18 protein-coding genes are annotated in these 26231 nt (G+C 29.1%); 15 read left to right on the top strand and 3 right to left on the bottom strand.

Annotated elements, in window-relative coordinates; genetic code table 11:
* The first annotated feature begins 201 nt into the window (after positions 1–201).
* The 11 genes from ylqF (at position 202) to ACI48P_RS02965 (ending at position 13427) form a co-directional block, all read left to right on the top strand.
* The gene (gene ylqF / locus ACI48P_RS03015) at positions 202–1095 is read left to right on the top strand and encodes a ribosome biogenesis GTPase YlqF (protein ID WP_475214133.1); all 894 of its coding nucleotides are present in this window, start codon (positions 202–204) and stop codon (positions 1093–1095) included.
* Positions 1096–1384: 289 nt separating this feature from the next.
* Positions 1385–2692 (top strand): branched-chain amino acid transport system II carrier protein, encoded by a 1308-nt coding sequence (gene brnQ, locus ACI48P_RS03010; protein ID WP_475213324.1) that lies wholly within the window; start codon positions 1385–1387, stop codon positions 2690–2692.
* A 186-nt stretch (positions 2693–2878) separates the two neighbouring features.
* Complete coding sequence (locus ACI48P_RS03005; protein ID WP_475213322.1) at positions 2879–3451, top strand: hypothetical protein; 573 nt, start codon at positions 2879–2881, stop codon at positions 3449–3451.
* Positions 3452–3638: 187 nt separating this feature from the next.
* Positions 3639–4406, top strand: a complete 768-nt coding sequence (locus ACI48P_RS03000; protein WP_475213320.1) for a ribonuclease HII — start codon at positions 3639–3641, stop codon at positions 4404–4406.
* 96 nt (positions 4407–4502) lie between these two features.
* Positions 4503–5519 (top strand): alpha-hydroxy-acid oxidizing protein, encoded by a 1017-nt coding sequence (locus tag ACI48P_RS02995; protein ID WP_475213318.1) that lies wholly within the window; start codon positions 4503–4505, stop codon positions 5517–5519.
* A 218-nt stretch (positions 5520–5737) separates the two neighbouring features.
* Positions 5738–6082, top strand: a complete 345-nt coding sequence (locus ACI48P_RS02990; RefSeq protein WP_475213316.1) for a YraN family protein — start codon at positions 5738–5740, stop codon at positions 6080–6082.
* 140 nt (positions 6083–6222) lie between these two features.
* Positions 6223–7764: a YifB family Mg chelatase-like AAA ATPase gene (locus ACI48P_RS02985; RefSeq protein WP_475213314.1), complete on the top strand. Its 1542-nt coding sequence runs from the start codon at positions 6223–6225 to the stop codon at positions 7762–7764.
* A gap of 9 nt (positions 7765–7773) precedes the next feature.
* Complete coding sequence (gene dprA / locus ACI48P_RS02980) at positions 7774–8874, top strand: DNA-processing protein DprA (RefSeq protein WP_475213312.1); 1101 nt, start codon at positions 7774–7776, stop codon at positions 8872–8874.
* Between the two features lie 30 nt (positions 8875–8904).
* Complete coding sequence (gene topA / locus ACI48P_RS02975; protein ID WP_475213310.1) at positions 8905–11004, top strand: type I DNA topoisomerase; 2100 nt, start codon at positions 8905–8907, stop codon at positions 11002–11004.
* Positions 11005–11269: 265 nt separating this feature from the next.
* A complete protein-coding gene (codY, locus tag ACI48P_RS02970; RefSeq protein WP_475213308.1) occupies positions 11270–12052 on the top strand; it encodes a GTP-sensing pleiotropic transcriptional regulator CodY in 783 nt (260 codons plus the stop codon).
* A 100-nt stretch (positions 12053–12152) separates the two neighbouring features.
* Entirely contained in the window at positions 12153–13427 is a 1275-nt protein-coding gene (locus ACI48P_RS02965; RefSeq protein WP_475213306.1) for a replication-associated recombination protein A, read from the top strand.
* A 177-nt stretch (positions 13428–13604) separates the two neighbouring features.
* Here the strand turns inward: ACI48P_RS02965 and ACI48P_RS02960 are convergent, their stop codons facing one another.
* The 3 genes from ACI48P_RS02960 to ACI48P_RS02950 form a co-directional block, all read right to left on the bottom strand.
* Positions 13605–14369 carry a PucR family transcriptional regulator gene (locus tag ACI48P_RS02960; protein ID WP_475213304.1) on the bottom strand — a complete coding sequence of 255 codons (765 nt, stop codon included), beginning with the start codon at positions 14367–14369 and terminating at the stop codon, positions 13605–13607.
* A 70-nt stretch (positions 14370–14439) separates the two neighbouring features.
* The gene (locus ACI48P_RS02955; RefSeq protein WP_475213302.1) at positions 14440–15576 is read right to left on the bottom strand and encodes an ABC transporter ATP-binding protein; all 1137 of its coding nucleotides are present in this window, start codon (positions 15574–15576) and stop codon (positions 14440–14442) included.
* A 187-nt stretch (positions 15577–15763) separates the two neighbouring features.
* The gene (locus ACI48P_RS02950; RefSeq protein WP_475213300.1) at positions 15764–16306 is read right to left on the bottom strand and encodes a hypothetical protein; all 543 of its coding nucleotides are present in this window, start codon (positions 16304–16306) and stop codon (positions 15764–15766) included.
* Between the two features lie 232 nt (positions 16307–16538).
* Here ACI48P_RS02950 and ACI48P_RS02945 point away from each other — a divergent pair, with 232 nt between their 5' ends.
* From ACI48P_RS02945 to ACI48P_RS02930, 4 genes are all read left to right on the top strand, one after another.
* Entirely contained in the window at positions 16539–17477 is a 939-nt protein-coding gene (locus ACI48P_RS02945) for an ROK family protein (RefSeq protein ID WP_475213299.1), read from the top strand.
* Positions 17478–17545: 68 nt separating this feature from the next.
* Complete coding sequence (locus tag ACI48P_RS02940) at positions 17546–19975, top strand: glycoside hydrolase family 38 N-terminal domain-containing protein (RefSeq protein ID WP_475213297.1); 2430 nt, start codon at positions 17546–17548, stop codon at positions 19973–19975.
* Between the two features lie 129 nt (positions 19976–20104).
* Positions 20105–23233, top strand: coding sequence for an alpha-mannosidase (locus ACI48P_RS02935; RefSeq protein ID WP_475213295.1), 3129 nt, complete (start codon positions 20105–20107; stop codon positions 23231–23233).
* Between the two features lie 122 nt (positions 23234–23355).
* A complete protein-coding gene (locus tag ACI48P_RS02930; RefSeq protein WP_475213293.1) occupies positions 23356–26058 on the top strand; it encodes an alpha-mannosidase in 2703 nt (900 codons plus the stop codon).
* The last annotated feature ends 173 nt before the right edge of the window (positions 26059–26231 follow it).

Here is a 26231-nt window from a genome sequence, read left to right as displayed (position 1 = left end):
GTAGTAATTAATATAGTATATAATAAAATGTAATTATATTAAGTATAAGAATCAAAATATATGAAAATATTAGATATAACGCTAGAAATACATAATTGTTATGAAAGAAACAAATATTGTGGTATAATGGATAAGTTAAAAAGCAAATATACAAATATATTTTAGCGAGAAGGAGTGATAAACATGGCAAGAGGCGATAAAATGAGAAGCAACTATGATGAATATCTAGTTGATGATAATTTACATATAAACTGGTATCCTGGTCATATGAAAAAGACTAGGGATCTAGTAAGAAACAATTTAAAGCTTGTAGACGTAGTTGTAGAATTACTAGATGCAAGAATACCATTTAGTAGTAAAAACCCTGATATAGACAATCTAGCTGGCAATAAGCCTAGAGTAGTTATATTAAACAAAAGCGACTTAGCAGATAAAGCTAAATTAAACAGATGGATTAACTACTATAAAGAACGTGGAATAAAAGCTATACCAGTTGATACTATGAAAGGTACTGGTCTAAATAAGCTTATAGAAGAATGTAGAAACGTAACTAAAGATAAGATGGATGCCTTAGTTGAAAAAGGTAGAAAAGAAAGACCTATAAGAATAATGATAGTAGGAGTTCCTAACGTTGGGAAGTCTTCGATAATCAATAAATTAACAGGTAGAAAAAGTGCTGTTACAGGAGACAAACCAGGGGTTACTAAAGGTAAGCAATGGGTAAGACTTAAAGGTAACTTAGAGTTATTAGATACTCCTGGTATACTTTGGCCAAAGTTTGAAGATCAAGAAGTTGCACTTAACCTTGCATTTAGTAGAGCAATAAAAGATGAAATACTAGATGTAGAAACATTAGCTTTAAGATTAATAGAAAAGCTAATGGTTATAGAGCCTGAAAAGTTACAAGCGAGATATAAGCTTGAAGAGCTTGGAGAAACAGGACTTGAGACTATGGATATGATAGGTCGTAAGAGAGGATTCATCACGGGAAGAAAAGAACTTGATTACACTAGAATAGCATTTACAGTACTAAATGAGTTCAGGGATGGTAAAATAGGACAAATATCTTTAGAAGTTCCAGAAGATATAAAATAGAAAAATGCAAGAAATCTTGCATAAAAAAACTTATCAATTTATTGATAAGTTTTTTTATTTTACAATTTTTACATGAATATATTTGTTAAAAATTTAGTATTCTATGTAGAATATAGGGTATAATACAATAAACGACTTTATACGACAAAAATCTTGTATAGAATTTTCAGTAAAATGGTAAGATTTTTAATATTTTGTATATTGTTAAAATTATTGACCATGCAATATAAAGAATGTATAATAAATTCAAAATATTTAAATTCTATCATGAATTTAAGGGGGACTTAATATGGTAAAGAAAAATAATAACAAAGATGTAGTAGTAGTAGGTTTTGCTCTGTTTGCTATGTTCTTTGGAGCAGGAAACTTAATATTCCCGCCATATTTAGGAGTTATATCTGGATCAAGTTGGTTAACTGGATTCGGAGGCTTCGTATTAGCAGATGTTGGTTTAGCATTATTAGCTATAGCAGCTGCAGCTAAGTGTGGTGGAGAAGTAAGTAAAGTATTTGATAGAGCAGGAAGTAAACTAGCAATAGTGCTTGGATGCGCAATAATGATATGTTTAGGACCACTACTAGCTATACCTAGAACAGCAGCAACTACATTTGAAATGGGTATACAACCATTATTTGCAGGATTCAGTCCTGTGTTGTTCTCTATAATCTTCTTTGCAATAACATATATTCTGACGATAAGACCATCAAAGGTTGTAGATATAATAGGACAGTTTTTAACACCAGCATTATTAATAGCATTAGCCTTCTTAATAATAAAAGGAGTAATGTCACCACTTGGAGAAATAAGCCCAGAGTCTATGATAGATGGAGTATTTGCTGAAGGCGTTAGACAAGGATATCAAACAATGGACCCATTAGGAGCGGTAGCTTTATCTACAGTTATAATATCTTCATTAGCTAACAAAGGATATAAAGGTGAAGATGAAAAAGTTAAATTAACTTTAAAAGCAGGTATAGTTGCAGCATTAGGTTTATGTTTTGTTTATGGTGGGCTTACTTACCTTGGGGCAACAGTATCTAAAGCATATGGAATGGATGTATCTCAAACAGCTTTAGTTGTTAGTATAACAGAATCAATATTAGGTCATCCTGGTAAAGTAATATTAGCATTAATAGTAGGTCTTGCATGTTTAACAACTGCAATCGGGCTTACTTCAGCAACAGGTCAATATTTTGCTAAAATATCTAATGGAAAATTAAAGTATGAAGTAATAGTAACAATTGTTTGTATATTTAGTGCAATAGTATCTAACTTCGGTGTAAGTACTATAATAAAGTTCTCAGCACCAATGTTAGAAATGATATACCCAGCTACTATAGTGTTAGTAATATTAACATTATTTAGTTCAAAAATTAAAAATGATAATACATTTAAATTTGCAGCATATATGGCTTTAATTATAAGTACATTATCAGTTGCAGATAGTTTAGGAGTACAAATACCTATGATTCACAGCTTACCTTTTGCAAAGTTTGGATTTAACTGGATTGTACCAGTTTTAATAGCAGGTGTTATAGGAAGCTTTATACCTTCTAGAAGTAATAGAGCGAATAATAGGTTAGACAAAGTAGGATAAATAAAAAGATTATCTCAAAATTTAAAAATTTTGAGATAATCTTTTTTTTATTATGAGATAAGTAAATTTTTATTATGAAAGTGTCAATAGAATAACAATACTATAATCAATTAATGAAGGTTATAATTAAAGTAAGAACCTATAAAGCTATAATATAAATAGGTATGATTTTAGAGGGGGTATAACATGAAAAAGGTAAAATTATTAATCTTATTATTAATAATTATAATTACTACAGGATGTAGTCAAAAAAGAGATTTTAAAATGGAATATGATGGGGTATCAGAAGAACAAAATGAACTATTAATATTAACAGGAAATAAAATTCTAAAATATAAATTGAAAAATTTGCCTAATGATAAAAATTATGAATTAAACATAATATATGAGGTATATAAAAATTATGAAAAAATAAAAGAAGAAAAACTTATAAGTATGCTACATGAGCCAACAAATGAAAAAATAGATGATTTAAATTTAGCTATAAACATTCAAGAGGATAAGATAAGATGCTTGGCTGGCGGAGCATATACTTCATTTGATATTGAGGAAAGCATAGGAGATTTGTCACAGCAATATTTTTATAAAGATGCCAAAATAAATATGGAAGATGAAATCTATTTATTCCAAGGTGTAAAAAGTGAAAATGGGCTTAGAATTTCAGACTTAGGTTATTTGTCAGAGGAAGATAAGAATTATTATGTTAAAAATAATGAATTAAATATATTTATAAAATTAACATGTAAAGAGATCAAATAAACTTAAAATAATAGAGAAAAAATAGAGTAATAAGTTAAATTATTGCTCTATTTTTACTTTCTTAATTAAAGTAGTATAATTAAATAAAACTATAAGATCAAAATCGTATATTATTGATTTACTTTCTAAATAATAATAAAATATGGTTAGGAACGAAATAGCCTACAGACATGACAAGGAGATTAATATGAAAGATAAGAGTGTAAAAGATATTAAAGAAATAATAGACAATATAGAAGTAGATAAATATTTAGAGTATATAGATATATTAAGAAATGATGAAAGAAAATCAGTCCAAAATATTGCCTTAAAATTAGCTAAAAAGTTAGATGCTATAAGAAAAGAAGAAGAAAGATTAGAATTAATAAATACCTTTGAAAATGAAGGATATGCAAATGGATATACATACATAGGTGGAATTGATGAAGCTGGTAGAGGTCCTTTAGCAGGGCCTGTAGTAGCTGCTGTAGTAGTTTTTAAGCCTGGTACTAAAATAGAGGGCATAAATGACTCTAAGAAGCTTAGTGAAGCTAAGAGAGATGAACTATTCAATGTTATAAAAGAAGAAGCACTTGATTATGGAATAGGTATCGTAAGCAATGAAGAAATAGATGAGTATAATATTTTAAATGCTACATATATGGCTATGAAAAAGGCTGTTAACTGTTTAAAAAATACTCCAGACTATCTATTAGTAGATGCAGCGACTATACCTGGAGTGGATATAGATCAAAAGCCAATAATAAAAGGGGATTCTAAATCTATATCTATAGCAGCAGCAAGTATATTAGCTAAAGTAACAAGAGATAGTCTTATGTATCAGTATGATGATATATATCCAGAGTATGGATTTAAAGGTCACAAAGGGTATGGAACTAAGGAACATTATGAAGCTATAGAAAATAACGGTATAACACCAATACATAGAAGAAGTTTCTTAAAGAATATATTATAAGGAAGAACATAATAATATAACAAACATTAGTTAGTAATTAGTATTATAATAAATATTGGATACAAGTATATTACATAAAGAAATGGGGGAACAAATATGGATTACAAAGAAATGCTAAAAAATGCTAGAGATAACTTAAATGGAAGCTGTAAAGTATGCAAAGTATGTAATGGAGTAGTTTGTGCGGGAGAAGTACCTGGTATGGGTGGAAAAGGAAGTGGATCAGCTTTCATAGAAAATAATAAAAGCTTAGAAAAAGTTAAAATAAATATGAGAGTTATACATAATGTAGCTAATCCAGATACTTCTATAGAGTTATTTGGAAAGAAAATGGATGCACCAATATTTGCAGCGCCAATAACAGGGACAACTTTAAATATGGGTGGAAAAATAAGTGAAAGAGATTATATAAAGCCTGTAGTAGAAGGGTGTATAAATACTGGTATATATGCTATGGTGGGGGATACTGCTGTTGATGAATTCTTAATAGAAAATCTTAAAGTCTTAAAAGAATATAATGGAGAAGGTATAGTATTTATTAAGCCTTGGGAAAATGAAGATATAAAAAGAAAGATAAAATTAGCAGAAGAAGCAGGAGCATTTGCAGTAGGTGTAGATATAGATGCTTGTGGTCTTGTTACATTATCTATGCATGGTAAAACTGTTCAGCCTAAAAATGTAGAGATGATAAGAGACTTAAAAAATTCTACTAAATTACCATTTATATTAAAAGGTATAATGACACCAGAGGATGCTTTAATGGCTGTTGAAGCTGGTGTAGATGCAATAGTAGTATCAAACCACGGTGGAAGAGTTTTAGATTGTACACCAGGAGCTGCAGATGTATTAGAAGATATAGCTAAAGCAGTTAAAGGTAAAACAGTTATACTTGTAGATGGTGGAATAAGAACAGGAGTAGATGTATTAAAAATGATAGGTCTTGGTGCAGATGCAGTGTTAATAGGAAGACCATTTGTAATAGCATCATTTGGAGGAGCAACAGATGGTGTAGAGACATATGTTAACAAATTAAAAAACGAGCTAAGCTCAACTATGATACTTACAGGATGTCAAAATATAAGTGATATAGATAGCAAAGTAATATTTAAATAAATTATAAGAATACCTCAATATCAAAATGATGTTGAGGTATTTTTATGTGAATAACCTTATAGTGCCAGAAGGCATATGATTATTATATTAATTGTATTGTATGAAAAGTTAATGTCATATTTATTTTACAATATTTTTAAATATATAAGAAAATTTGAATACTTAAATATTTAGCTGACAATAATTAGTAAAAGAATAATACAATAGGAGAATTATCTATGAATAATAGAGAAAAAGGCGAAATCGGAGAAAACATAGCATCTAAATATTTACTAAATAAAGGAGCAGAAATACTAGAGCGTAATTATAGGATAAGATCTGGAGAAATAGATATAATAGCAAAGTTAGACAATGAAATAGTATTTATAGAAGTAAAATCTAGAAGTAACAAAAAGTATGGAAGTCCATGTGAGTCAGTCAACTATAAAAAAATTAAGAAGATTACTAATACAGCCAAGTATTATATGTTAATAAACAATTTGTACGAAGTACCGATAAGATTTGATGTAGTAGAAATATACTTTGGAGATAAAAAACTAAAACACATAGTAAACGCATTTTAAGCAACGGGATGCGAGCTCGCCGAGCAGACGTTGGCGGCATGAATGAAGTGAATTTTAAGCAACGGGATGCGAGCCTGCCGAGTAGACGTTGGCGGCATGAATGAAGTGAATTTTAAGAAAATTTAAAAAGAGGTGAATAGATGTTAAGCATTATCAATTCTAGTAATCTAATAGGAATAGACTCAATACTAATAAAAGTAGAGGTGGATATAACAAATGGAATACCTTCTTTCAATATAGTAGGGCTAGCTAGTACAGAAATAAAAGAAGCTAGAGAAAGAGTAAAATCAGCTATTATAAATAGCGGATACCAATTCCCGAACTCTAGAATAGTAGTAAATTTATCACCAGCAGATATAAAAAAAGAAGGATCATTTTTAGATTTATCAATATGCATAGGAATATTAAGACAATATATAAAAAAAAATGAAGAATATATTAATGAAAGTATGTTTGTAGGAGAGTTGTCTTTAGATGGACATATAAGAAAAGTAAGAGGAATTCTTCCTATTATAATAGGGGCAAAGGAATTAGGAATAAAAAGAATATTTATACCAATAGACAATATAATAGAAAGCTCTTTTATAGATGGAATAGATATTATACCTATAAATAGTTTAAATGAGTGTATAAGCTTTTTAAATGGAGAACTAAATATCAATGGAGAAAAAATAATAAACACAAAGAAAAATTCTATAAAAGATAATAATAAAAATATTTATGATGAAGACTTCAGTGATGTAAAAGGAAATTATTTCATAAAAAGAAGTGCGGAAATAGCAGCAGCTGGCAATCATAATTTATTGATGATAGGACCACCTGGTTCAGGTAAAACTATGATAGCAAAAAGGATAAGAACAATATTGCCAAACATAAGTAAAGAAGAAATGATAGAGGTAAGTAAAATATATAGCATATCAGGGTTAATAGATGAAAATATAGGAATAGTAGATAAAAGACCATTCAGATCACCACATCATACGACTACTAAACAATCCTTAATAGGCGGAGGTTTTGACGCAAGACCAGGAGAAGTAGTTTTAGCCCATAGAGGAGTATTATTTTTAGATGAAATAGCTGAGTTTGATAGAAGGATACTAGAGACTCTAAGGCAACCTATAGAAGATAAATACATTAATATTTCAAGAGTGAGACACAATATAAAATATCCATGTAACTTAATACTTATAGGTGCAATGAATCCTTGTCCATGTGGATATTATATGTCAGACATAGAGTGTAAATGTAGAAATCATGACATAAATAGATATATTAATAAAATGTCAGGACCTCTTTTGGATAGGTTTGACATTTTTGTAGAAGTAAATCCTGTATCTTATGAAGAATTAAATACGAACATCAAATCAGAATCCTCAGAAGAAATAAAAATAAGAGTACAAAAAGCTCGTGATATTCAAGCTGAAAGATATAAAAACGATAATATAAGTAGTAACAATGAAATAAAATCATCAAATTTATTAAAATACTGCAAAATGGATAATAATGCTATATCAACAACAAAACTAATTTTCAATAAATATAAGTTAAGTAATAGAAGTTATACAAAGTTATTAAAAATGGCAAGAACAATAGCAGATTTAGAAGAAAGTGAAGATATTAGTTCAGATCATATAACAGAGGCCTTTTCCTTTAGAAAGGCTTATTATTCTTATTTTACATAGAGGTGAATTATGAACAAAAATGATGTCTATTTGTGGTTAAAAAACATAGGTGGAATTAGCACTAAAACCATAGAAAAAATAGAAAATGAAGTGGTAAATATTGAAGATTTAATAGAATTTACTGATGCAGAAATATATAATTTGAAAAATATAAATTTAAATATTAAAGAAAATATAGTAAAATATAAAAGTCATTCTTATCTAGATGATATAAAAGAACAATTATACAAGAAATCTATTAAGTACATATGCATAAATGATAAAGGATATCCAAAAAATTTAAAGGAAATATACAATCCACCTAAATTGTTATATTATAAAGGTGATTTATCTATAGCTAGTAATAATTTAACTATAGCTATGGTTGGCTCAAGAAAATGTAGTGCTTATGGTAAAAATTGTACAAAAACTTTAAGTTCTGGTTTATCAAGTCAAGGTATAAACATAATAAGTGGTCTAGCAATAGGAGTAGATTCATATTCTCATATTGGATGTATGGAGGGTGTTGGAAAGACAATAGGAGTCTTAGGATCTTCTGTACATAATCCTCTTCCAAAACAAAATACTAAATTAGCAGAGCAAATAATAGAAGAAGGTGGATTATTAATATCAGAGTATAATATAAATTCATCTGTCATTCCATCAAATTTTTATAATAGAAATAGAATAATTAGTGGAATAAGTGATGGGATAGTTGTAGTTGAAGCTGCAAATAAAAGTGGCGCACTTATAACTGTTGAGTTTGGCTTAGAACAAGGAAAAAATATTTTTGCAGTACCTGGTAACATTAACTCAGAGATGAGTAGGGGATGCCATAAAATTATTAAAGAAGGTGCAAAATTAATAGAAAGTATTGATGATATATTAATTGAATATAATATAAATAGTATTAATTGTAATAAAATTGGTAAAAACTATGATAATATTAGTTTGAGTGCTGAATCCATTATTATAATGGAAGCAATTAAAAATGAAGGTAGCTTGCATATTGACGGAATTTGTGACTATACTGGAATAGAAATTAAAAAAGTAAATAGTATTTTAAGTAACCTAGAATTAAGTGATTTAGTCGTAGAGATGAACAATAAAATATACAGTTTAAATGTATAAGAACATAGATAGTGGGGGTGTGTGGTTTAAATGGCCAAAACATTAGTCATCGTAGAGTCGCCAGCAAAAGCTAAGACCATCGAGAAATTTTTAGGAAAAAGTCATTATACAGTAAAAGCATCGGTAGGGCATATTAGAGATTTACCTAAGAGTAAATTAGGTGTAGATATAGAAAATAATTTTGAACCTCAATATATAAATATTAGGGGAAAAGGCGATGTTATAAAAGAATTAAAAAAGGAAGCTAAAAAATCTAAACAAGTATTTCTAGCAACCGATCCCGATAGAGAGGGAGAAGCTATATCTTGGCACTTAGCTCATATATTAAACTTAGATGAAGAAACAAATTGTAGAATAGAGTTTAATGAAATAACTAAGGAAGCAATACGTAAAGCAATAAAAAGTCCAAGAAATATTAACATAAGCACAGTAGATGCTCAACAAGCAAGAAGAGTTCTAGATAGATTACTAGGTTATCAAATAAGTCCAATACTTTGGCTAAAAGTCAGAACAGGACTTAGTGCAGGTAGAGTTCAGTCAGTAACAACGAAGTTAATATGTGATAAAGAAAAAGAAATAGAAGCATTTATACCAAAAGAATATTGGAGTATAGAGCTAGAAGCAAAAACTAATGAAAATAAAGATATAACATTAAAGTTCTATGGTAAAGAAAATCAAAAAATGGAACTAGATAATGAAGCTATGGTAAATGAAATATTAGATACTATAAAAGGAAAAGACTTAAGTGTTAAAAGTATAGAATCTAAATCAAGAAAAAAATCAGCGCCAAAACCATTTACTACAAGTATGCTTCAACAAGAAGGTGCTAATAGATTATCTTTCACAACAAAGAAAACAATGATGGTCGCTCAAGAGTTATATGAAGGTATAGATATAGAAGGCGAAGGTACAGTAGGTCTTATATCATATATCAGAACAGACTCAAAGAGAATATCTGAAGAAGCTAAGGAAAAATCAAGAAGTTATATATTAGATGAGTTAGGACAAGAATACTATAAAGGTGAATCTGATAAAAAAGAAAAGAAAGATGAAAAGAAGGTTCAAGATGCCCATGAAGCAATAAGACCTACATCTGTTACAAGAACACCAGACAGTATAAAAAGTTCATTAAGTAAAGACCAATTCAAGTTATATAACTTAATTTGGAGAAGATTTGTAGCTAGTCAAATGGAAGACTCTGTATTTGATATACTAAATGTAGAGTGTGAAATAGAAGGTTATATTTTTAAAGCTACAGGTTCTAAAATGAAGTTTGATGGTTATACAAAAATATATAACTTTACAGATAGAGAAGATAAAATACTTCCAAGTTTTAAAGAAGAAGATGTTCTTAAATGTGAAAATATATTACCTAATCAACACTTTACTCAACCACCAGCACGATATACTGAGGCTAGCTTAGTTAAGACATTAGAAGAACTAGGAATAGGTAGACCGAGTACTTATGCACCAACAATAGCTACTATTTTAAATAGAGAATATGTTGAAAAGCAAGGAACTAGTTTATGCCCAACTGAGCTTGGAATAATAGTTACTAAAATATTAGAGGCTAACTTCCAAAAGTTTATAGATGTAGACTTTACAGCTCATATGGAAAATAGACTTGATGAAATAGAAGAGGGACAAATAGAATGGAAGTCTGTTGTTAATGAAGTGTATGAACCTCTAAAAGAAGCTATAGAAATTGCCAAAGAAACAGTAGAAAAGGTAAATATGGACCAAGAAACTGATGAAATCTGTGAAAACTGTGGAGAAAACATGGTAATAAAACACGGTAGATTTGGTAAATTTATGGCATGTAAGAATTATCCAGAATGTAAAACAACAAAGCCCATAGTAAATAAAGTAGGAGTTAAATGTCCAAAATGTGGAGAAGGAGATATTATTCTTAGAAAATCTAAAAAAGGTAAAGCTTTCTATGGATGTTCAAATTATCCAAACTGTGACTTCGTAGCATGGAATAAACCTACAGGCGAAAACTGTGAAAAATGTGGTTCATACATGATGGAAAAGGTAACGAAATCAGATACTAAAGTTATCTGTTCGAATAAAGATTGTAGTAAAGAAGAGCAGAAAACTGAAGAGATAGAAAAAACTGACGGAAAATAGCGAATTTTGAACAAAAAACATTGAAACAGTATTGAAAAAGGTTTGAAATTGTGTTAATATTTCTATTGCATAATAAATAGAAAATTCAATATTTAAAATATTAAGCAAATTAATATTTTTCAATAATTTTTATATTATTGAAAATGTTATCAGCTTTAATAAAATATGGTAAAAATGAAATAAGAAGAATTTCTATTAAATATATATAAATTATCTGAAAATACATAGGTTATTGGGCCTAATTTTGCTGAGGAGATGATTATTAATGGCAAGTGAAGTATTACAAAAAACGAGAAAAATCAATAAAACATTACAAACAAGTGGTGGAAGCAATGTCTCTTTTGATTTATTGGCCGGTGCTTTAGGAGAAGTTCTAAACTCAAATGCCTACATATTGAGTTCAAAGGGAAAAGTGTTAGGTCTTTATTTGACAGATGAAGGAGATAGTTCTGTAGTTGTAGATGAAGATACTAAGCAACAAAGACTTCCAGATGAATATACAAAAAATATATTAAAAGTTGATGAAACTTTAGAAAACGTAACTGGAGAAAATATATTAAATATATTCCCAGATGAGCAAGATAGACTTCAAAAGTTTATCACAATAATACCTATACTTGGAAGCGGTCAAAGATTAGGTACATTAATACTTTCTAGATACAATGATTTATTCACTGATGACGATTTAGTTATAGGTGAATATTCTGCAACAGTTGTTGGATTAGAAATATTAAGATCTATAGGAGAAGAAGCAGAAGAAGAAATGAGAAAGAAAGCTGTTGTACAAATGGCTATAGGAACATTATCTTACTCTGAGTTAGAAGCTGTAGAGCATATCTTTGAAGAATTAGACGGAAAAGAAGGTTTACTTGTTGCAAGTAAAATAGCTGATAGAGTAGGAATAACTAGATCAGTTATAGTTAATGCACTTAGAAAGTTTGAAAGTGCAGGAGTTATAGAGTCTAGATCATTAGGAATGAAAGGTACGCACATAAAAGTACTTAACGATAAGCTAATGGACGAATTAAAATTAATGAAAACTAAGTAATAAAAACAAATTTCAACTTATATTTGAAAAGGGTATCTAATTTAATAAAATAGATATCCTTTTTTTAAGTATAAGAAACTTAAGGGATAGGAGGGATAATATGCAGCCACTAGCAGATAGACTGCGTCCACAAACTATAGATGATATGATAGGTCAATCTCATATTATTGGTAAGGGTAAAATTATTAATAAGTTAATACAAAATAAGACAATACCGAATATGATTTTATATGGGCCGCCTGGTACAGGAAAAACAACACTAGCAAATATAATAGCTAATGTTACAGGAAAAAAATATGTAAAACTAAATGCTGTAAACTGTGGTGTAAAAGAAATAAAAGAAGTTATAGATAGTGCTAAGGCAGATTTATTTTCATATAACGGGATAATTTTAATGCTTGACGAGATTCAAGCTATGAACAAAAAACAACAACAATCATTACTTGAAGTTATGGAAGATGGTTCTGTCACTCTTATTGCAAGTACTGCAGATAATCCTTATTTTGTAGTTTACAAAGCTATACTTAGCCGTAGTACAATTTTTGAATTTAAAACAATAGATCAAAATGATATATATATAGGATTAAAAAGAGGCGTAGATAAGTTAAAAGATTTTTATACATATGAAAGTATCAATGTAGAAGATAAAGCACTTTTACAAATAGCAGGAACTTGTAATGGAGACATGAGAAATGCACTTAATAAATTAGAATTAGCGTTTAATACTGGTATTGATATAGGTACAAATACTGTAAATATTACTTTAGATACTGTAATGGAATCTTCAAGCGTAAAGATGCTTAGCTTTGACAGAGGAGGTGATGATGGGTATTCTATCCTATCAGCATTTCATAAGTCTCTTAGAGGCTCTGACGCAGACGCAGCTATACATTACTTAGCAAGGTTAGTTAAGGCGGAAGATATTCAAGGAATAACGAGAAGATTATTATGTGTAGCCAGTGAAGATGTAGGATTAGCAGTTCCACAAGCAATAACAATAACTAATGCTTGTGTTCAATCAGCGCTACAACTAGGATTTCCAGAGGCTAGAATTCCTTTAGCACAAGCTACTATATATCTGGCACAATGTCCAAAGTCTGATTCTGCTTATAAGGCAATAGCTATGGCTTTAGATGATTTAGATAATATAGAGATAGGTGATATACCTACACACCTTAAGGATGCCCATTATGCAGGTGCTGAGAAGCTTGGAAGAGGTGTTGATTATCTTTACCCTCATAATTACAGTAATCATTATGTTAATCAACAATACCTTCCAGATCCAATAAAAGATAAGAAATATTATGTACCTGGAAATAACAAAAATGAAAAAGCTCATGAAGAATATTGGAATAGTGTTAAGAAGAGCAAATAGAATAAATTATAGATACTAAAATAATAAAAATCCTAAATAATAAACTTATTAAAGTTATTATTTAGGATTTTTTACGTATAAGGAAATTATGATAAATTCATAATATGTTTATAGCTCATTTGACCATCCTACGTAATCGCTCAAACGATGAGAATTTTCACATGTAATTTTAGATCATTAAATTTTACGTGAAAAATAAGCATTAACAGTTATATAAAAGGCTAAAGAGTCTCTAAAGTTTTTTAAGTCTAAGCCTAAAATTTCTTTTATTTTTTCTAATCTATAAATAAGAGTATTTCTATGTAAAAATAAAACTTGAGATGTTTTAGAAATATTAAGATTATTTTCTATAAATATAAATCCTGTTTGTAATAAATTATCATCTAAATTTTTAAGGCTATCAATATCAACTAAATAATCAAAAAATTTATCTGCTGAAATAGTGGATATAGATTTATAAAGTATTAAATCATTTATAGTCATAAACTTGTTAATATTACCTCTATTATTTAAGTTAGATACAATTTCTTTAAATATAGAAAATCTATAATTAAAGATTTCTACATTTGATACCTGACCCAAATAGGAAATATATGTAGAACGATAAGTTTCAGACTCTATTATCTCAGGTGTAGAGAAGTCTATATCTAATTCATAGCTACTACTTAAGATAATACACCCATCATGTTCAAATATATTTATACTAGAATATAAATTATCTAATATTCCTTTTACACATTCAAAGTTTGCGTTATTTTGATATACTGCATAAACATAACCTTCAATATTATTAATATCTAATTCATCCTTAAATTCAACTACATAAATTTTATCATCAAAGGTTAGAAGCTTTTGATTTAAGCTTAGATTTTGATTGTCATATTTAGATATATTAATTTTCTTATTAGTCTGTTTTTCTAAAAATTCAATTAAACTTTCCATTTAATCCCCCAAAGGTTGAAAATATAAAATAGTAAGATGATTTAATCACCTTACTATTTTATATTTAATATTATTTTGCAGTTTCTAAAGTAACTTCATTTCTTATAGCTTGTTGAGTTTCTTTATCAAATATATGTAATCTATGCTTATCCATAGCAAGCTTTAACTTATCTCCGATTTTTAATCTGTATCTTCCATCAAATCTAGCTGTTATGTTAGTTTTACCAGCTTTTAAGTAAGCATAAACTTCAGCTCCCATAAGTTCTCCTATTTCAACTTCAGCATCAAAAGAACTATCTAAGCTGTTTTCAACAAATACATCTTCAATATGTATATCTTCTGGTCTTATTCCAAGTACAACCTCTTTACCTATATATCCTTTTTCAACTAAAATAGAAGAATCACCTTTGTTTATAGCTATTTCCATAGTTTCATTTTTACCATATATTTGACCGTTCTTTTCAATTAGCGTAACATTTATAAAGTTCATTTGTGGAGAACCTATAAATCCAGCAACGAAGATGTTACTTGGTGTATCATATATATCTTGAGGTGTAGCAATTTGTTGTACTATACCGTCTTTCATACAAACTATTCTATCAGCCATTGTCATAGCTTCAACTTGGTCATGTGTAACATATATAAATGTTGTTCCAAGAGATTTGTGTAGTTTTGTTATTTCTGTTCTCATGGCAGTTCTAAGTTTAGCATCTAGGTTAGATAAAGGCTCATCCATTAAGAATACTTGTGGATTTCTAACTATAGCACGTCCTAGTGCAACCCTTTGTCTTTGTCCTCCAGATAAAGCTTTTGGCTTTCTATCTAATAAGTGAGATAAATCAAGTATCGCAGCAGCATCTTTAACTTTTTTATCTATTTCTTCTTTAGGCATTTTTCTAAGTTTTAAAGCGAATGCCATATTCTCATATACAGTTAAGTGAGGATAAAGAGCATAGTTTTGGAAAACCATAGCTATATCTCTATCCTTAGGATCCACTTCATTTACTAATCTATTTCCAATGAAAAGTTCACCAGAACTTATTTCCTCAAGTCCTGCAATCATTCTTAAAGTTGTAGACTTACCACAACCAGATGGTCCAACTAAAACTACGAATTCCTTATCTTCTATGTTTATATTAACGTTTTTAACTGCGTTAAATCCATTAGAGTATGATTTACAAATATTTTTTAATATAACTTCTGACATAATATTTCTCCCCCATATAAATATATTATTTTGATGTTTTAATTTTAAACTAATACTAACTTAAAAAGGTTATCCTGTGAATGTATAAAATAACCAAAAGTGATTATACAAAATGTACAACACTTAATTTTTAATACTAAAATATCTTTTATATTTGATATTTTTATAAATATTATATTTTAATAAATTACATAGATATTATTGATAATGTTTTCAGCTGAGTAAATACTCCTTGAGAAAAACTATTTATTAATTCATCTTCCATATCCATATCCTTTAATGCTAAAAAATTCATAAATGCATTTATTAATATTTTTTCGTATATGTAAAAATATGTATTTTGGTCATTTAAGTATTCTTTACTAGTTATTGACTCATTTATAAGCAATAGTTCATCAACCGTAGTAAACATAACTGCCTTAAATGTAGTAGATTTTATATCACTACTTTTTAGAGTGTTATATTTTTGATGAGCAAATGAATTAAGATCAAATAGTACATTAGATATGTCTTGAGGGCTACACCCTTTTAATTCTTCTCTCGTACTAACAGAAATAAAATTAGCTCTTTTTCTTATATCATCAAGTTTTGATTGATAATGAATAAGAAGAGAATTTAATTTATTGTTGTCACTAACTTCATTTTCTTCATCCCTTAATATCAAATTACGATATTTTTCTGATACCAATTGTAATTCTTTAAATAATTTTAAAGATTCAAGTTTATTCATAAGAATCTCCCTTCAATGTTGTAGCTAAATATGTCTTAATAATGAAAGTATAAGATATTAATAAAAAATTTAAAAGATAATGTTTTCCTAAAACTTGAAAATTGATACATAAAATAAGATAATTATAGATAAACTTAAATATTTGTACTTTTGTACTTTTAAATCATTAGTTAATATAAAGTTATAAAATAAAAAAATAAAATTAAGTATGGTTTAGTTTGGAGGATATATTATGTTATTTGTTGGAGTAGATATAGGTGGAACTGGCGTACAAGCGGGAGTAGTAAATGAGAAGGGACAAATTCTTTTTAGAAAAGAATGTGTGACTAAGGTTGAAAATGGATTTGATAGTGTAATGGTTGATATAAACAACTTAGTTAGAAGTTTATTAGAAGAAAATAATTTGAAAATAGATGAGATAAGCTCTATTGGTTTTGGTGTACCAAGTTTTATAAATAAAAAAGGTTTAGTAACTGCTGTAAATTTAGGATGGCATGAAGTCAAATTTGTTGAGACATTAGAAAAGATGTTTCCAGAAGTAAAGGTTTATGCAGAAAATGATGCTACAGTAGCAGCAGTAGGAGAAGCAAATTTTGGGAGTATGAAAGAAAAAAATATAGCAGTTATGTATACTTTAGGAACTGGAGTAGGCGGAGGAATAATAATAAACGGAAAAGCTTTTACTGGTGCTAATGGGATGGGATCTGAAATAGGACATGCGATAATAGGAGAAAATTATTTTGATTGTAACTGCGGAAATAATGGTTGTTTAGAAACATTCTGCTCTGCAACTGCAATAATAAAATATGCCCAAAAGCTGATAGAAGAAGGAAGAGAAAGTAATATTCTTCAAAAAGCAGATGGAGATATAGAAAATATAAATGCAAAAATGGTATTTGATGCCTATAGAGAAAATGATTTAGTAGCAGTAGAAACAATAAATAGATTTAAAAGCTACTTAGCAAAAGCTATGGCATCTATGGTAAATACACTAGACCCAGATATTATATCAATAGGTGGTGGAGTATCTAGAGCTAGCGATATAATATTGGATGGATTAAAGGATTTAGTAAGAGAACATATTTTGTATAGAAAAGAAGATTTTGCAGATATAGTATGCGCAACATTAGGTGCAGATGCTGGGATAATAGGAGCTGCATTTTTAAGTTAGGTTTATAATAGGCTATTACTTTAAAAGTAATAGCCTATAAAAATATAAAAGCAAATAGGAGAGAAAATATGAAGCTTAACAGAAAATATGAAGTTTTACTTATTCATCATACACATACAGATATAGGATATACCCAAACACAAGAACAGATTGAGCAGTACCATGTTAATTTTATTAAACAAGCAATAGAAATTGCAGAAAAGTTAAGAGAAGAAAATAGAGAAAATGAATTTAAATGGGTATGTGAGTGCTTTTGGAATATTGAAGTTTTCTTGAAGGCTGTTGATGATTCATGGAAAGAGAGATTTGAAAAATGTGTGCTTAATAGCAGTATTGAAATAACCGCAAATTACTTGAATTTAAATGAACTTATTGATTATGATGTTTTAAAAAATCATATTTCTAAGGCTGTAAACTATTCAAATAGCTTAGGAAAAGAATTAAGTAGTGCAATAACCGCAGATATAAATGGATACTCTTGGGGATATGCAAAAGCTCTTTCTGAGAATAAAATAAAAAATTTATATTCTTGCGTTCATACACATCACGGTATGTATCCTATATTTAAAAAGCAAACACCTTTTTACTGGGAGACTCCAAGTAAAGAGAAAGTATTAGTTTGGAATGGAGAACATTATCATTTTGGAAATGAGTTTGGAATAGTAAAAACAGCCACAGGGTCATATATAAATAAAGATGAATATAGGGAAATAATTAATGAAAACAATCGTCATGAGATAGGAAAAGAGAGGATATTTAGGTATTTACAAAGTTTAGATAATGAAGGCTATGAATATGATTTTGTTCCAATAACTATTCATGGATTACCAACAGATAATGGATCACCAAATATTGAAGTAGTCGAATTTATTAATTGGTGGAATGAAAACTTTGGAGATGAGGTTGTTATGAGTATGACTACTCTTGATAATTTCTTTAATAAAGTTAGAAATAGTAATGTAGATATACCTACATATAGTGGTGATTGGCCAGATTGGTGGGCATTTGGAGTAGGAAGTACGCCACAAATCAATAAAATATACAAAGAAGCTCAAAGAACTTTAAATACAACAAAAATGATAGATGAAAATTTAGAACTTAGTTGTAAAGAGCTTATTGATGAATGTGAAAATAAGTTAATGCTTTATTCAGAGCACACGTGGGGACATTCTTCTTCTGTGACAAATCCATGGAATAGCTTTGTAAATCTATTAGATTATAAAAATGCGGGATATGCAATAAATGCTCATGAGCTAGCAAGTAGAAACTTGTTAAATGTATTAGATAAAAAAGGCATGAGTAGTTTAAAACCAAATCGTGAGCCGAAATTTAAAATAGTAAATCCATATAATAGAAAAGTTACTGAAAGTGTAAAATTATCTTTAGATTATTGGGAAACGTCTAACTTAAGGGAAGTAGTATTAGATAATTTAGGTAATGAATATATTACTCAAAAAGAGTCTCACCCAAGAGGTGTATATATAAACTTTGTAATAACATTAAACCCGAAAGAAGAAAGAAAGCTCTTTATAAAGAGATATGAAAATGAAGTAAACTATGTGAAAAATATGAATGAAAGAGCATGTTGCCAAGGCATTGAAGATATTTATTTATATGAAGAAGATAGAAAAATAAAAAAATATGACAATGTATATGAAAATAACAATGTGAAAATATCTTACAACTATGAAAAAGGTATAGTGAGCTGGTTTGATAAAATAAATAATGTTGAGTTAGTAAAAAATGATTCTAAGTATGGTGCTTTTATGCCTGTATATGAAATAACAAAATCAAAAGGACAGAATAGTGATGAACAGTATAAAGTTCGTCAAAGATTAGGTCGTAATATGAGAGGATCAAACTTTAAAATATACAATCCTAAAATAGAAGATATAAAAATAACTGAAGTAGGAGATGTTTTTTCTAAAATTATAATAGAATTAAGCCTAGAGGGAACGAATTTATTTAACCTAGAGTTTAAAATATACAATGAAATTAATAAAGCTGACATAGTGGCTATGATTAATAAAGATAGTGTATGGGACCCAGAAAGCTTATATATTGCACTTCCATTTGGATTTGATAACAAAAATATGGACTTGTATATAGAAAAGACAGGATGCATAATACAGCCTAAAAAAGACCAATTGCCGGGAACAAATTGCGATTTTTACTTAGGCCAAGGAGCTATTGGATTAAAACATAAAAACTACGGCGTTAGTATAGCCATGCTAGATACATCATTAATTTATACTTCAAAGCTAGAATATGAGAACTCAAAAAAGTTATATCATGAAAAATATATTGATAGTAATGACTATGAGTTATATTCATGGGTTATGAATAACATTTGGGAGACTAACTTTAAAGCATCATTAGGTGGATTTATTGAATTTAATTATTCATTTAGCTGGGGAAATAAAGTAAGTGATGAAAATGAACTTATTGATTATAGCAAACAAATGGACATACCTTTTCTTACTTATAGAATCGACTAAAAAAATTAAAAAACAGCTATACTTTTATTATATAAACTACACTAAACATATGAATAATTTGTAGCATATTGAAATAGAAAACGTTTTTAAATATAATCGATTTATAACAATTTAGGGGAGGCAAAAAGTATGAAAGATATGTTTTATACAGTAGACAAATTAAGAAATAGAATACATGAAATAGAAGGTTTTAGATATAGAGATATAATTGAATTAGAATATTTTAACACAAAGATAAATGAAGATAAAGACATAAATCCACAAATACCAGATACTTATGATACAGTACTTAAAACTGGTGATACATGGAAGGGTAGAGACTTATATATATGGATGAATAAATCGGTTGAAATACCAGCAAACTGGGAAGGTAAAAATATAGTAGGTATATTTGACTTTGGTGAAACAGGGGCAGGTAACAACTCAGGATTTGAGTCATTATTCTACTTAAATAATAAGCCTTACCAAGGTGTAGATAGTAACCATAAAGAAGTATTCTTCCCAGAGGGGACAGCAGGTACTAACTTAGAATTATTATTTAGATTGTGGTCGGGTCTTGAAGGTGGAGGAGTACCTAGAGATCAAGAACATAGAATCAACAGAGCACAAGTTGCATGGTTAGATGAAAAGATAGATGATTTATACTACAATGCAATGGTAATTTTAGAAACAATACAAGAATTAGATCAATATTCAGTTGATAGAGTTCATTTAACAAAAATATTAAACAATGCTCTAAAATTAATAGATTGGTCTTACCCAGGAAGTGAAGGTTTTTATAAGTCTGCTCATGAAGCAAGTGACTTCTTAAATAGCGAAATAGATAAAATAGATAAAGATTCAATAATCAATGTAACTTGTATAGGACACACTCATATAGACGTTGCATGGTTATGGAGATTAAAGCATACTAGAGAAAAATGTGCAAGATCATTCTCAACAGTACTTAGACTTATGGAAAGATATCCAGAGTATGTATTCTTACAAACACAACCTCAATTATATGAGTATGTAAAAAATGATTACCCAGAATTATACGAAGCTATAAAGCAAAAAGTAGCTGATGGAAATTGGGAAGTTGATGGAGGAATGTGGTTAGAAGCTGACTGTAATATTCCATCAGGAGAATCTTTAGTTAGACAAATATTAGTAGGTTCAAGATTTATAAAAGAAGAATTCAATAAAGATGTAGAATACTTATGGCTACCAGACGTGTTTGGATATTCTTGGGCCCTTCCTCAAATATTAAAGAAGTCAGGAATAAACACATTCATGACTACTAAGATAAGTTGGAATCAATACAACAGAATGCCACATGATACATTTAACTGGAGAGGAATAGATGGATCAGAAATATTAACTCACTTTATAACTACTCCAGAACCATGGAGTCAACCAGGTTCTTGGTTCTATACATACAATGGAAGACTTACACCAAAATCAGTAAAAGGTGTATGGGATGCATATACAGATAAAGGAATAACTAATGATCTTCTAGTTTCTTATGGATTTGGAGATGGCGGTGGTGGTGTTAACCGCGAAATGTTAGAGTACAGAAGAAGACTAGATAAAATGCCAGGTTTACCAAATGTAAAAACAGGAAAAGCTGCTGATTACTTCAGAAACTTAAAGGAAAAAGTAGAAAATACTGATGCATATGTACATACTTGGGATGGTGAACTTTACCTAGAGTACCACAGAGGAACATATACAAGTCAAGCTTATACAAAGATGATGAATAGAAGACTTGAATTATTATATAGAGAAACAGAATGGTTAGGAGCTATGAGTGCTTTAAATAATGGTGATTGGAACACTTACCCATCTACTAACTTAACTAAGGGATGGAAGACAATACTTAGACACCAATTCCACGATATAATACCAGGATCTTCAATAACAGAAGTTTATGAAGATACAAAGATAGAATACAAAGAAGCTGAAGAGTTAGCATTAAAAGCACAAGAAGACTTTAAGTTATCTTTAGTAAATGAAAATGAAAATACTTGGACGGTAATAAACAATGCAAACTGGACAAGATGCGAAAATGTTGAAATAGAAACAGAATTAGAAGGTAACTTCTATGATAAAGAAGGTAATAAACTAGAAGCACAAAAAGAAAATGTAAAATACACAGTTAAGGTTGAAAATATACCAGGAACAGGATTTAAATCTATAAGTTTAAAGGTTGAAGATGTAGAAAATGTTAAAAATGCATTTGAATATAGTGATAACAAAATAGATACACCATACTATGAATTAAAGTGGAATGAATTAGGACAATTAACTTCTATATTTGATAAAGAAAACAATAGACAAGTTTTAGCAAAAGAGCAAAGAGGAAATGTTCTTCAAATGTTTGAAGATAAGCCAATGGCTCACGAAGCTTGGGATATAGATATATACTATCAAGAAAAAATGAGAGAAGTAACAGATTTACAAAATGTTGAACTTATAGAAAATGGAAATCTAAAAGCAGTAGTTAGATTTAACTATAAGTACATGAATACTACAATAAACCAAGATATGGTAGTATATGCAAATGATAGAAGAATAGACTTTGTAACTAATGTTGATTGGAGAGAGCAAAAGCAATTATTAAAGGTTGCATTCCCAGTTGATGTAAGAGCTACTATGGCAACATATGATGTTCAATTTGGTAACGTTAAGAGAAATACTCACTGGAATACAAGCTGGGATATGGCTAAGTTTGAAACAGTTGCTCAACAATGGGTAGACTTATCTCAAAGAGATTATGGAGTAAGTTTATTAAACAACAGTAAGTATGGACATGACATAAAGGATAATGTAATAAGACTTACATTATTAAAGTCAGCAACTCACCCAGATCCAGTACAAGATCAAGGAGAGCAAAACTTCACTTACTCATTACTTCCTCACAAAGGAGACTTTGTTGAAGCAGATACGGTTAAAGCAGCATATGCTCTAAACCAACCATTAAGAGCTATAGAAGGTTCTATAAATGAGAATATACCGGCTAAGATGTTTGATTTTAACGATGCTTATGTATTAGTAGATGCTATAAAGAAAGCTGAAGATAATGATATGGTAGTTCTTCGTTTCCATGAATACTCAGGAAGTAGACAAGAAGTTAAGATAAACAGTGATTACAAAATAGCTGGTTGGATGGAAACTAACTTAATGGAAAAACCAATGGAAGAATTAAGAAATGAAAGTGAAATAAACTTAACAGTTGAACCATACGAAATAAAAACTATAATGATAAAAATGGCATAAATGACATAAATGGCGTAATATCAATATAGCTAAAGATTAAGATAAACTCAAAAGGTAACTAAAAAGTCTAGTTAGATAATTTAGTTACCTTAATTAATATAAATATGCTAGGGGAATTAATTATGAAAAAGACAGCACATATTATATCACACACTCACTGGGACAGAGAGTGGTATTTACCATATGAAACTCATCACATGATGCTAATAGAAACAATGGATACTTTATTAGATAAATTTGAAAATGATCCAGAATTTAAATACTATCACTTAGATGGTCAAACAGTATTATTAGAAGATTACTTAGAAGTTAGACCAGAAAGAAGAGAGTTATTAACAAAAGTAATAAAAGAAGGAAAATTAAAGATAGGTCCTTGGTATGTACTTCAAGATGAGTTTTTAACAAGTAGTGAAGCTAATGTTAGAAATTTACAGTATGGGCATAAAGATGCAGGTAAGTATAGTGTAGATGCTTGTAAAATAGGTTACTTCCCAGATTCTTTTGGTAATATGGGACAAGCACCACAAATATTAAAACAAGCAGGAATAGAAACTGCTGCATTTGGTAGAGGAGTAAAGCCAACAGGATTTAACAATGAAGTAAGTGCAGATGATAAATTTGAATCTCCATATTCTGAAATGTACTGGGAAAGTCCAGATGGATCTAAAGTATTAGGTATATTATTTGCGAACTGGTACTGTAATGGGATGGAAGTTCCAACAGATGAAAATGAAGCAAAAGAATACTGGGAAAAAAGAATAGATGATGCAGCTAAGTTTGCATCTTGTGATGAATTATTATTTATGAATGGGTGCGACCATCAGCCTATACAAACTGATTTATCAGAGGCAATAAGAGTAGCTAAAAAATTATACAATGATATAGATTTTGTACATTCAAACTTTGAAGATTATGTAAATGTTTTAAAAGAAAAAATGCCAAATGACTTACAAATAATAAAGGGCGAACTTAGAAGTCAACAAACTGATGGATGGTATACATTAGTAAATACGGCCTCTGCAAGAGTTTACTTAAAGCAATGGAATCAATTATGCCAAACATTATTTGAAAAAGTTGCAGAACCGATTGCAACAATGGCGAGTCATTATGGATATGAATATCCTCATCATTTATTTGAATATGGATGGAAATCATTAATGAAGAATCATCCACATGATAGTATATGCGGATGTAGTGTTGATGAAGTTCATAGAGAAATGGTGGCAAGATTTGATAAAGCTAAGGATGTTGCGAAATATATAATAAATGAAAGCTTATCATACTTATCATCTAAGATAAATACTTCAAGCTTTACAAAGCTAGGAGAAAGAGTTTATCCATTTATGGTATTAAATACTTCTGGATATGAAAGATGTGGAGTAGTTGAAGTTAATGTAGACATAGCGAAAAAATACTTTAGAGAAGGTCAACCAAATGCCATAGCAAAAGAAATGAGAAAAGTAGAAGTTCCTAAATTCAAAGTATTAGATGCTAATGGCAATGAAATAGATGCAAAGATAGAAGATATGGGAATTAAGTTTGATTATGACTTACCAAAAGATAAGTTTAGACAACCATATTATTCAAGAGTGGTAAAGATTGAATTAGAAACTAAAAATATAAAGTCTTTCGGATGGGATACATATGCATTAGTTGAAGTTAAAGAAGAAGCTATAAAGGAAAAGAAATCTTTAATAAATGGAAATATATTAGAGAATAAAAACTTAAAAATTGAAATAAAAGAAAATGGTTCAATAGATTTATTAGATAAAAATACTAATAAAACATTTAAAGATTTATGTGTATATGAAAACAGTGGAGATATAGGTAATGAATATATATACATGAAGCCAGTAGGAGAAGTTCCTTTAACTACTAAAGAGTTAAAAGCTAATATAGAAGTCAAGGAAGATTTAGATTACAAAGCTGTAATAGAAATTACTCATAACTGGAATATACCAGTAGGAGCTAATGAATTATTACAAGAAGAAATAGAAGAAGTTTTAGAGTTTAAACATAGAAAATCTCAAAGAATAGAAGAAACTGTAGAGCTTGAAATAAAGACTATATTAACTTTAGAAAGAGAAGGAAAAGGTCTAAAAATAAAATCATTATTTAATAATATAGCAAAAGATCATAGGATGAGAATGTTATTTGCTACAGATATAGAAAGTGATGTTCACTATGCAGACTCAATATTTGAAGTAGCAAAAAGACAAAACAAAGTTGATAAAGCGTGGGAAAATCCAAGTAATGCTCAGCATCAACAATCATTTGTAAATGTACATAACGAAGAATATGGTCTTACTATAGCTAATAAAGGTTTAAATGAATATGAATTAATAAATGATGAAAGTAATACGATAGCAGTAACACTTTTAAGAAGTGTTAGAGAATTAGGGGATTGGGGAGTATTTGAAACTCCAGAGGCACAGTGTCAAGGAATGCATGAAGCAGAACTAGAAATAATACCTCATGGGAAAGATTCATATAAATCGTATGAAGAAGCACATATCTTCCAAATACCATTAATAACAAAACAACTATCGACAAATGATGACGGAATAAGTCATGAAAACGGTTTACTTACATATGATGGATATGGTATAATGTGGTCAGCACTAAAAATTGACGAAACAACTGGGGATAAAATTTTCAGAGTATTTAATGTACAAAATAAAGATGCTGAATTAGATATAAAAGAATGCGAATTCGAAGGGAACAAGAGCATATCTAATATACTAGAGGAAAAAACTCAAAATACCATACATAATAAAGTCGAATTAAGAAAATCAGAAATTTTAACTATATCAATAGGGAAGTAATGAAAAAAGGTTATCTTAATAGATAACCTTTTTAAATATAAGTAATTAATAAAACTTATATTTAACTATAGTTTAATTAGAACTTAAAAATTGATTTGATTATTTTAAGATATTAATCAATTTTAATATAAAAACATTTGAGGTGAGTTTATGAAAATTGGAGACATACTGTT

The organism is Romboutsia sp. LXY-2 (genome assembly GCF_056171995.1).
Note: the sequence above shows the minus strand (reverse complement) of the source record. Positions and strands in the feature narration are given on the sequence as shown.

What these genes read in the sequence shown, in the direction of transcription:
- ylqF (WP_475214133.1), top strand. Translation starts at nt 202, where the DNA reads ATGAGAAGCAACTATGATGAATATCTAGTTGATGATAATTTACATATA.
- brnQ (WP_475213324.1), top strand. Translation starts at nt 1,385, where the DNA reads ATGGTAAAGAAAAATAATAACAAAGATGTAGTAGTAGTAGGTTTTGCT.
- ACI48P_RS03005 (WP_475213322.1), top strand. Translation starts at nt 2,879, where the DNA reads ATGAAAAAGGTAAAATTATTAATCTTATTATTAATAATTATAATTACT.
- ACI48P_RS03000 (WP_475213320.1), top strand. Translation starts at nt 3,639, where the DNA reads ATGAAAGATAAGAGTGTAAAAGATATTAAAGAAATAATAGACAATATA.
- ACI48P_RS02995 (WP_475213318.1), top strand. Translation starts at nt 4,503, where the DNA reads ATGGATTACAAAGAAATGCTAAAAAATGCTAGAGATAACTTAAATGGA.
- ACI48P_RS02990 (WP_475213316.1), top strand. Translation starts at nt 5,738, where the DNA reads ATGAATAATAGAGAAAAAGGCGAAATCGGAGAAAACATAGCATCTAAA.
- ACI48P_RS02985 (WP_475213314.1), top strand. Translation starts at nt 6,223, where the DNA reads ATGTTAAGCATTATCAATTCTAGTAATCTAATAGGAATAGACTCAATA.
- dprA (WP_475213312.1), top strand. Translation starts at nt 7,774, where the DNA reads ATGAACAAAAATGATGTCTATTTGTGGTTAAAAAACATAGGTGGAATT.
- topA (WP_475213310.1), top strand. Translation starts at nt 8,905, where the DNA reads ATGGCCAAAACATTAGTCATCGTAGAGTCGCCAGCAAAAGCTAAGACC.
- codY (WP_475213308.1), top strand. Translation starts at nt 11,270, where the DNA reads ATGGCAAGTGAAGTATTACAAAAAACGAGAAAAATCAATAAAACATTA.
- ACI48P_RS02965 (WP_475213306.1), top strand. Translation starts at nt 12,153, where the DNA reads ATGCAGCCACTAGCAGATAGACTGCGTCCACAAACTATAGATGATATG.
- ACI48P_RS02960 (WP_475213304.1), bottom strand. Translation starts at nt 14,369, where the DNA reads ATGGAAAGTTTAATTGAATTTTTAGAAAAACAGACTAATAAGAAAATT.
- ACI48P_RS02955 (WP_475213302.1), bottom strand. Translation starts at nt 15,576, where the DNA reads ATGTCAGAAGTTATATTAAAAAATATTTGTAAATCATACTCTAATGGA.
- ACI48P_RS02950 (WP_475213300.1), bottom strand. Translation starts at nt 16,306, where the DNA reads ATGAATAAACTTGAATCTTTAAAATTATTTAAAGAATTACAATTGGTA.
- ACI48P_RS02945 (WP_475213299.1), top strand. Translation starts at nt 16,539, where the DNA reads ATGTTATTTGTTGGAGTAGATATAGGTGGAACTGGCGTACAAGCGGGA.
- ACI48P_RS02940 (WP_475213297.1), top strand. Translation starts at nt 17,546, where the DNA reads ATGAAGCTTAACAGAAAATATGAAGTTTTACTTATTCATCATACACAT.
- ACI48P_RS02935 (WP_475213295.1), top strand. Translation starts at nt 20,105, where the DNA reads ATGAAAGATATGTTTTATACAGTAGACAAATTAAGAAATAGAATACAT.
- ACI48P_RS02930 (WP_475213293.1), top strand. Translation starts at nt 23,356, where the DNA reads ATGAAAAAGACAGCACATATTATATCACACACTCACTGGGACAGAGAG.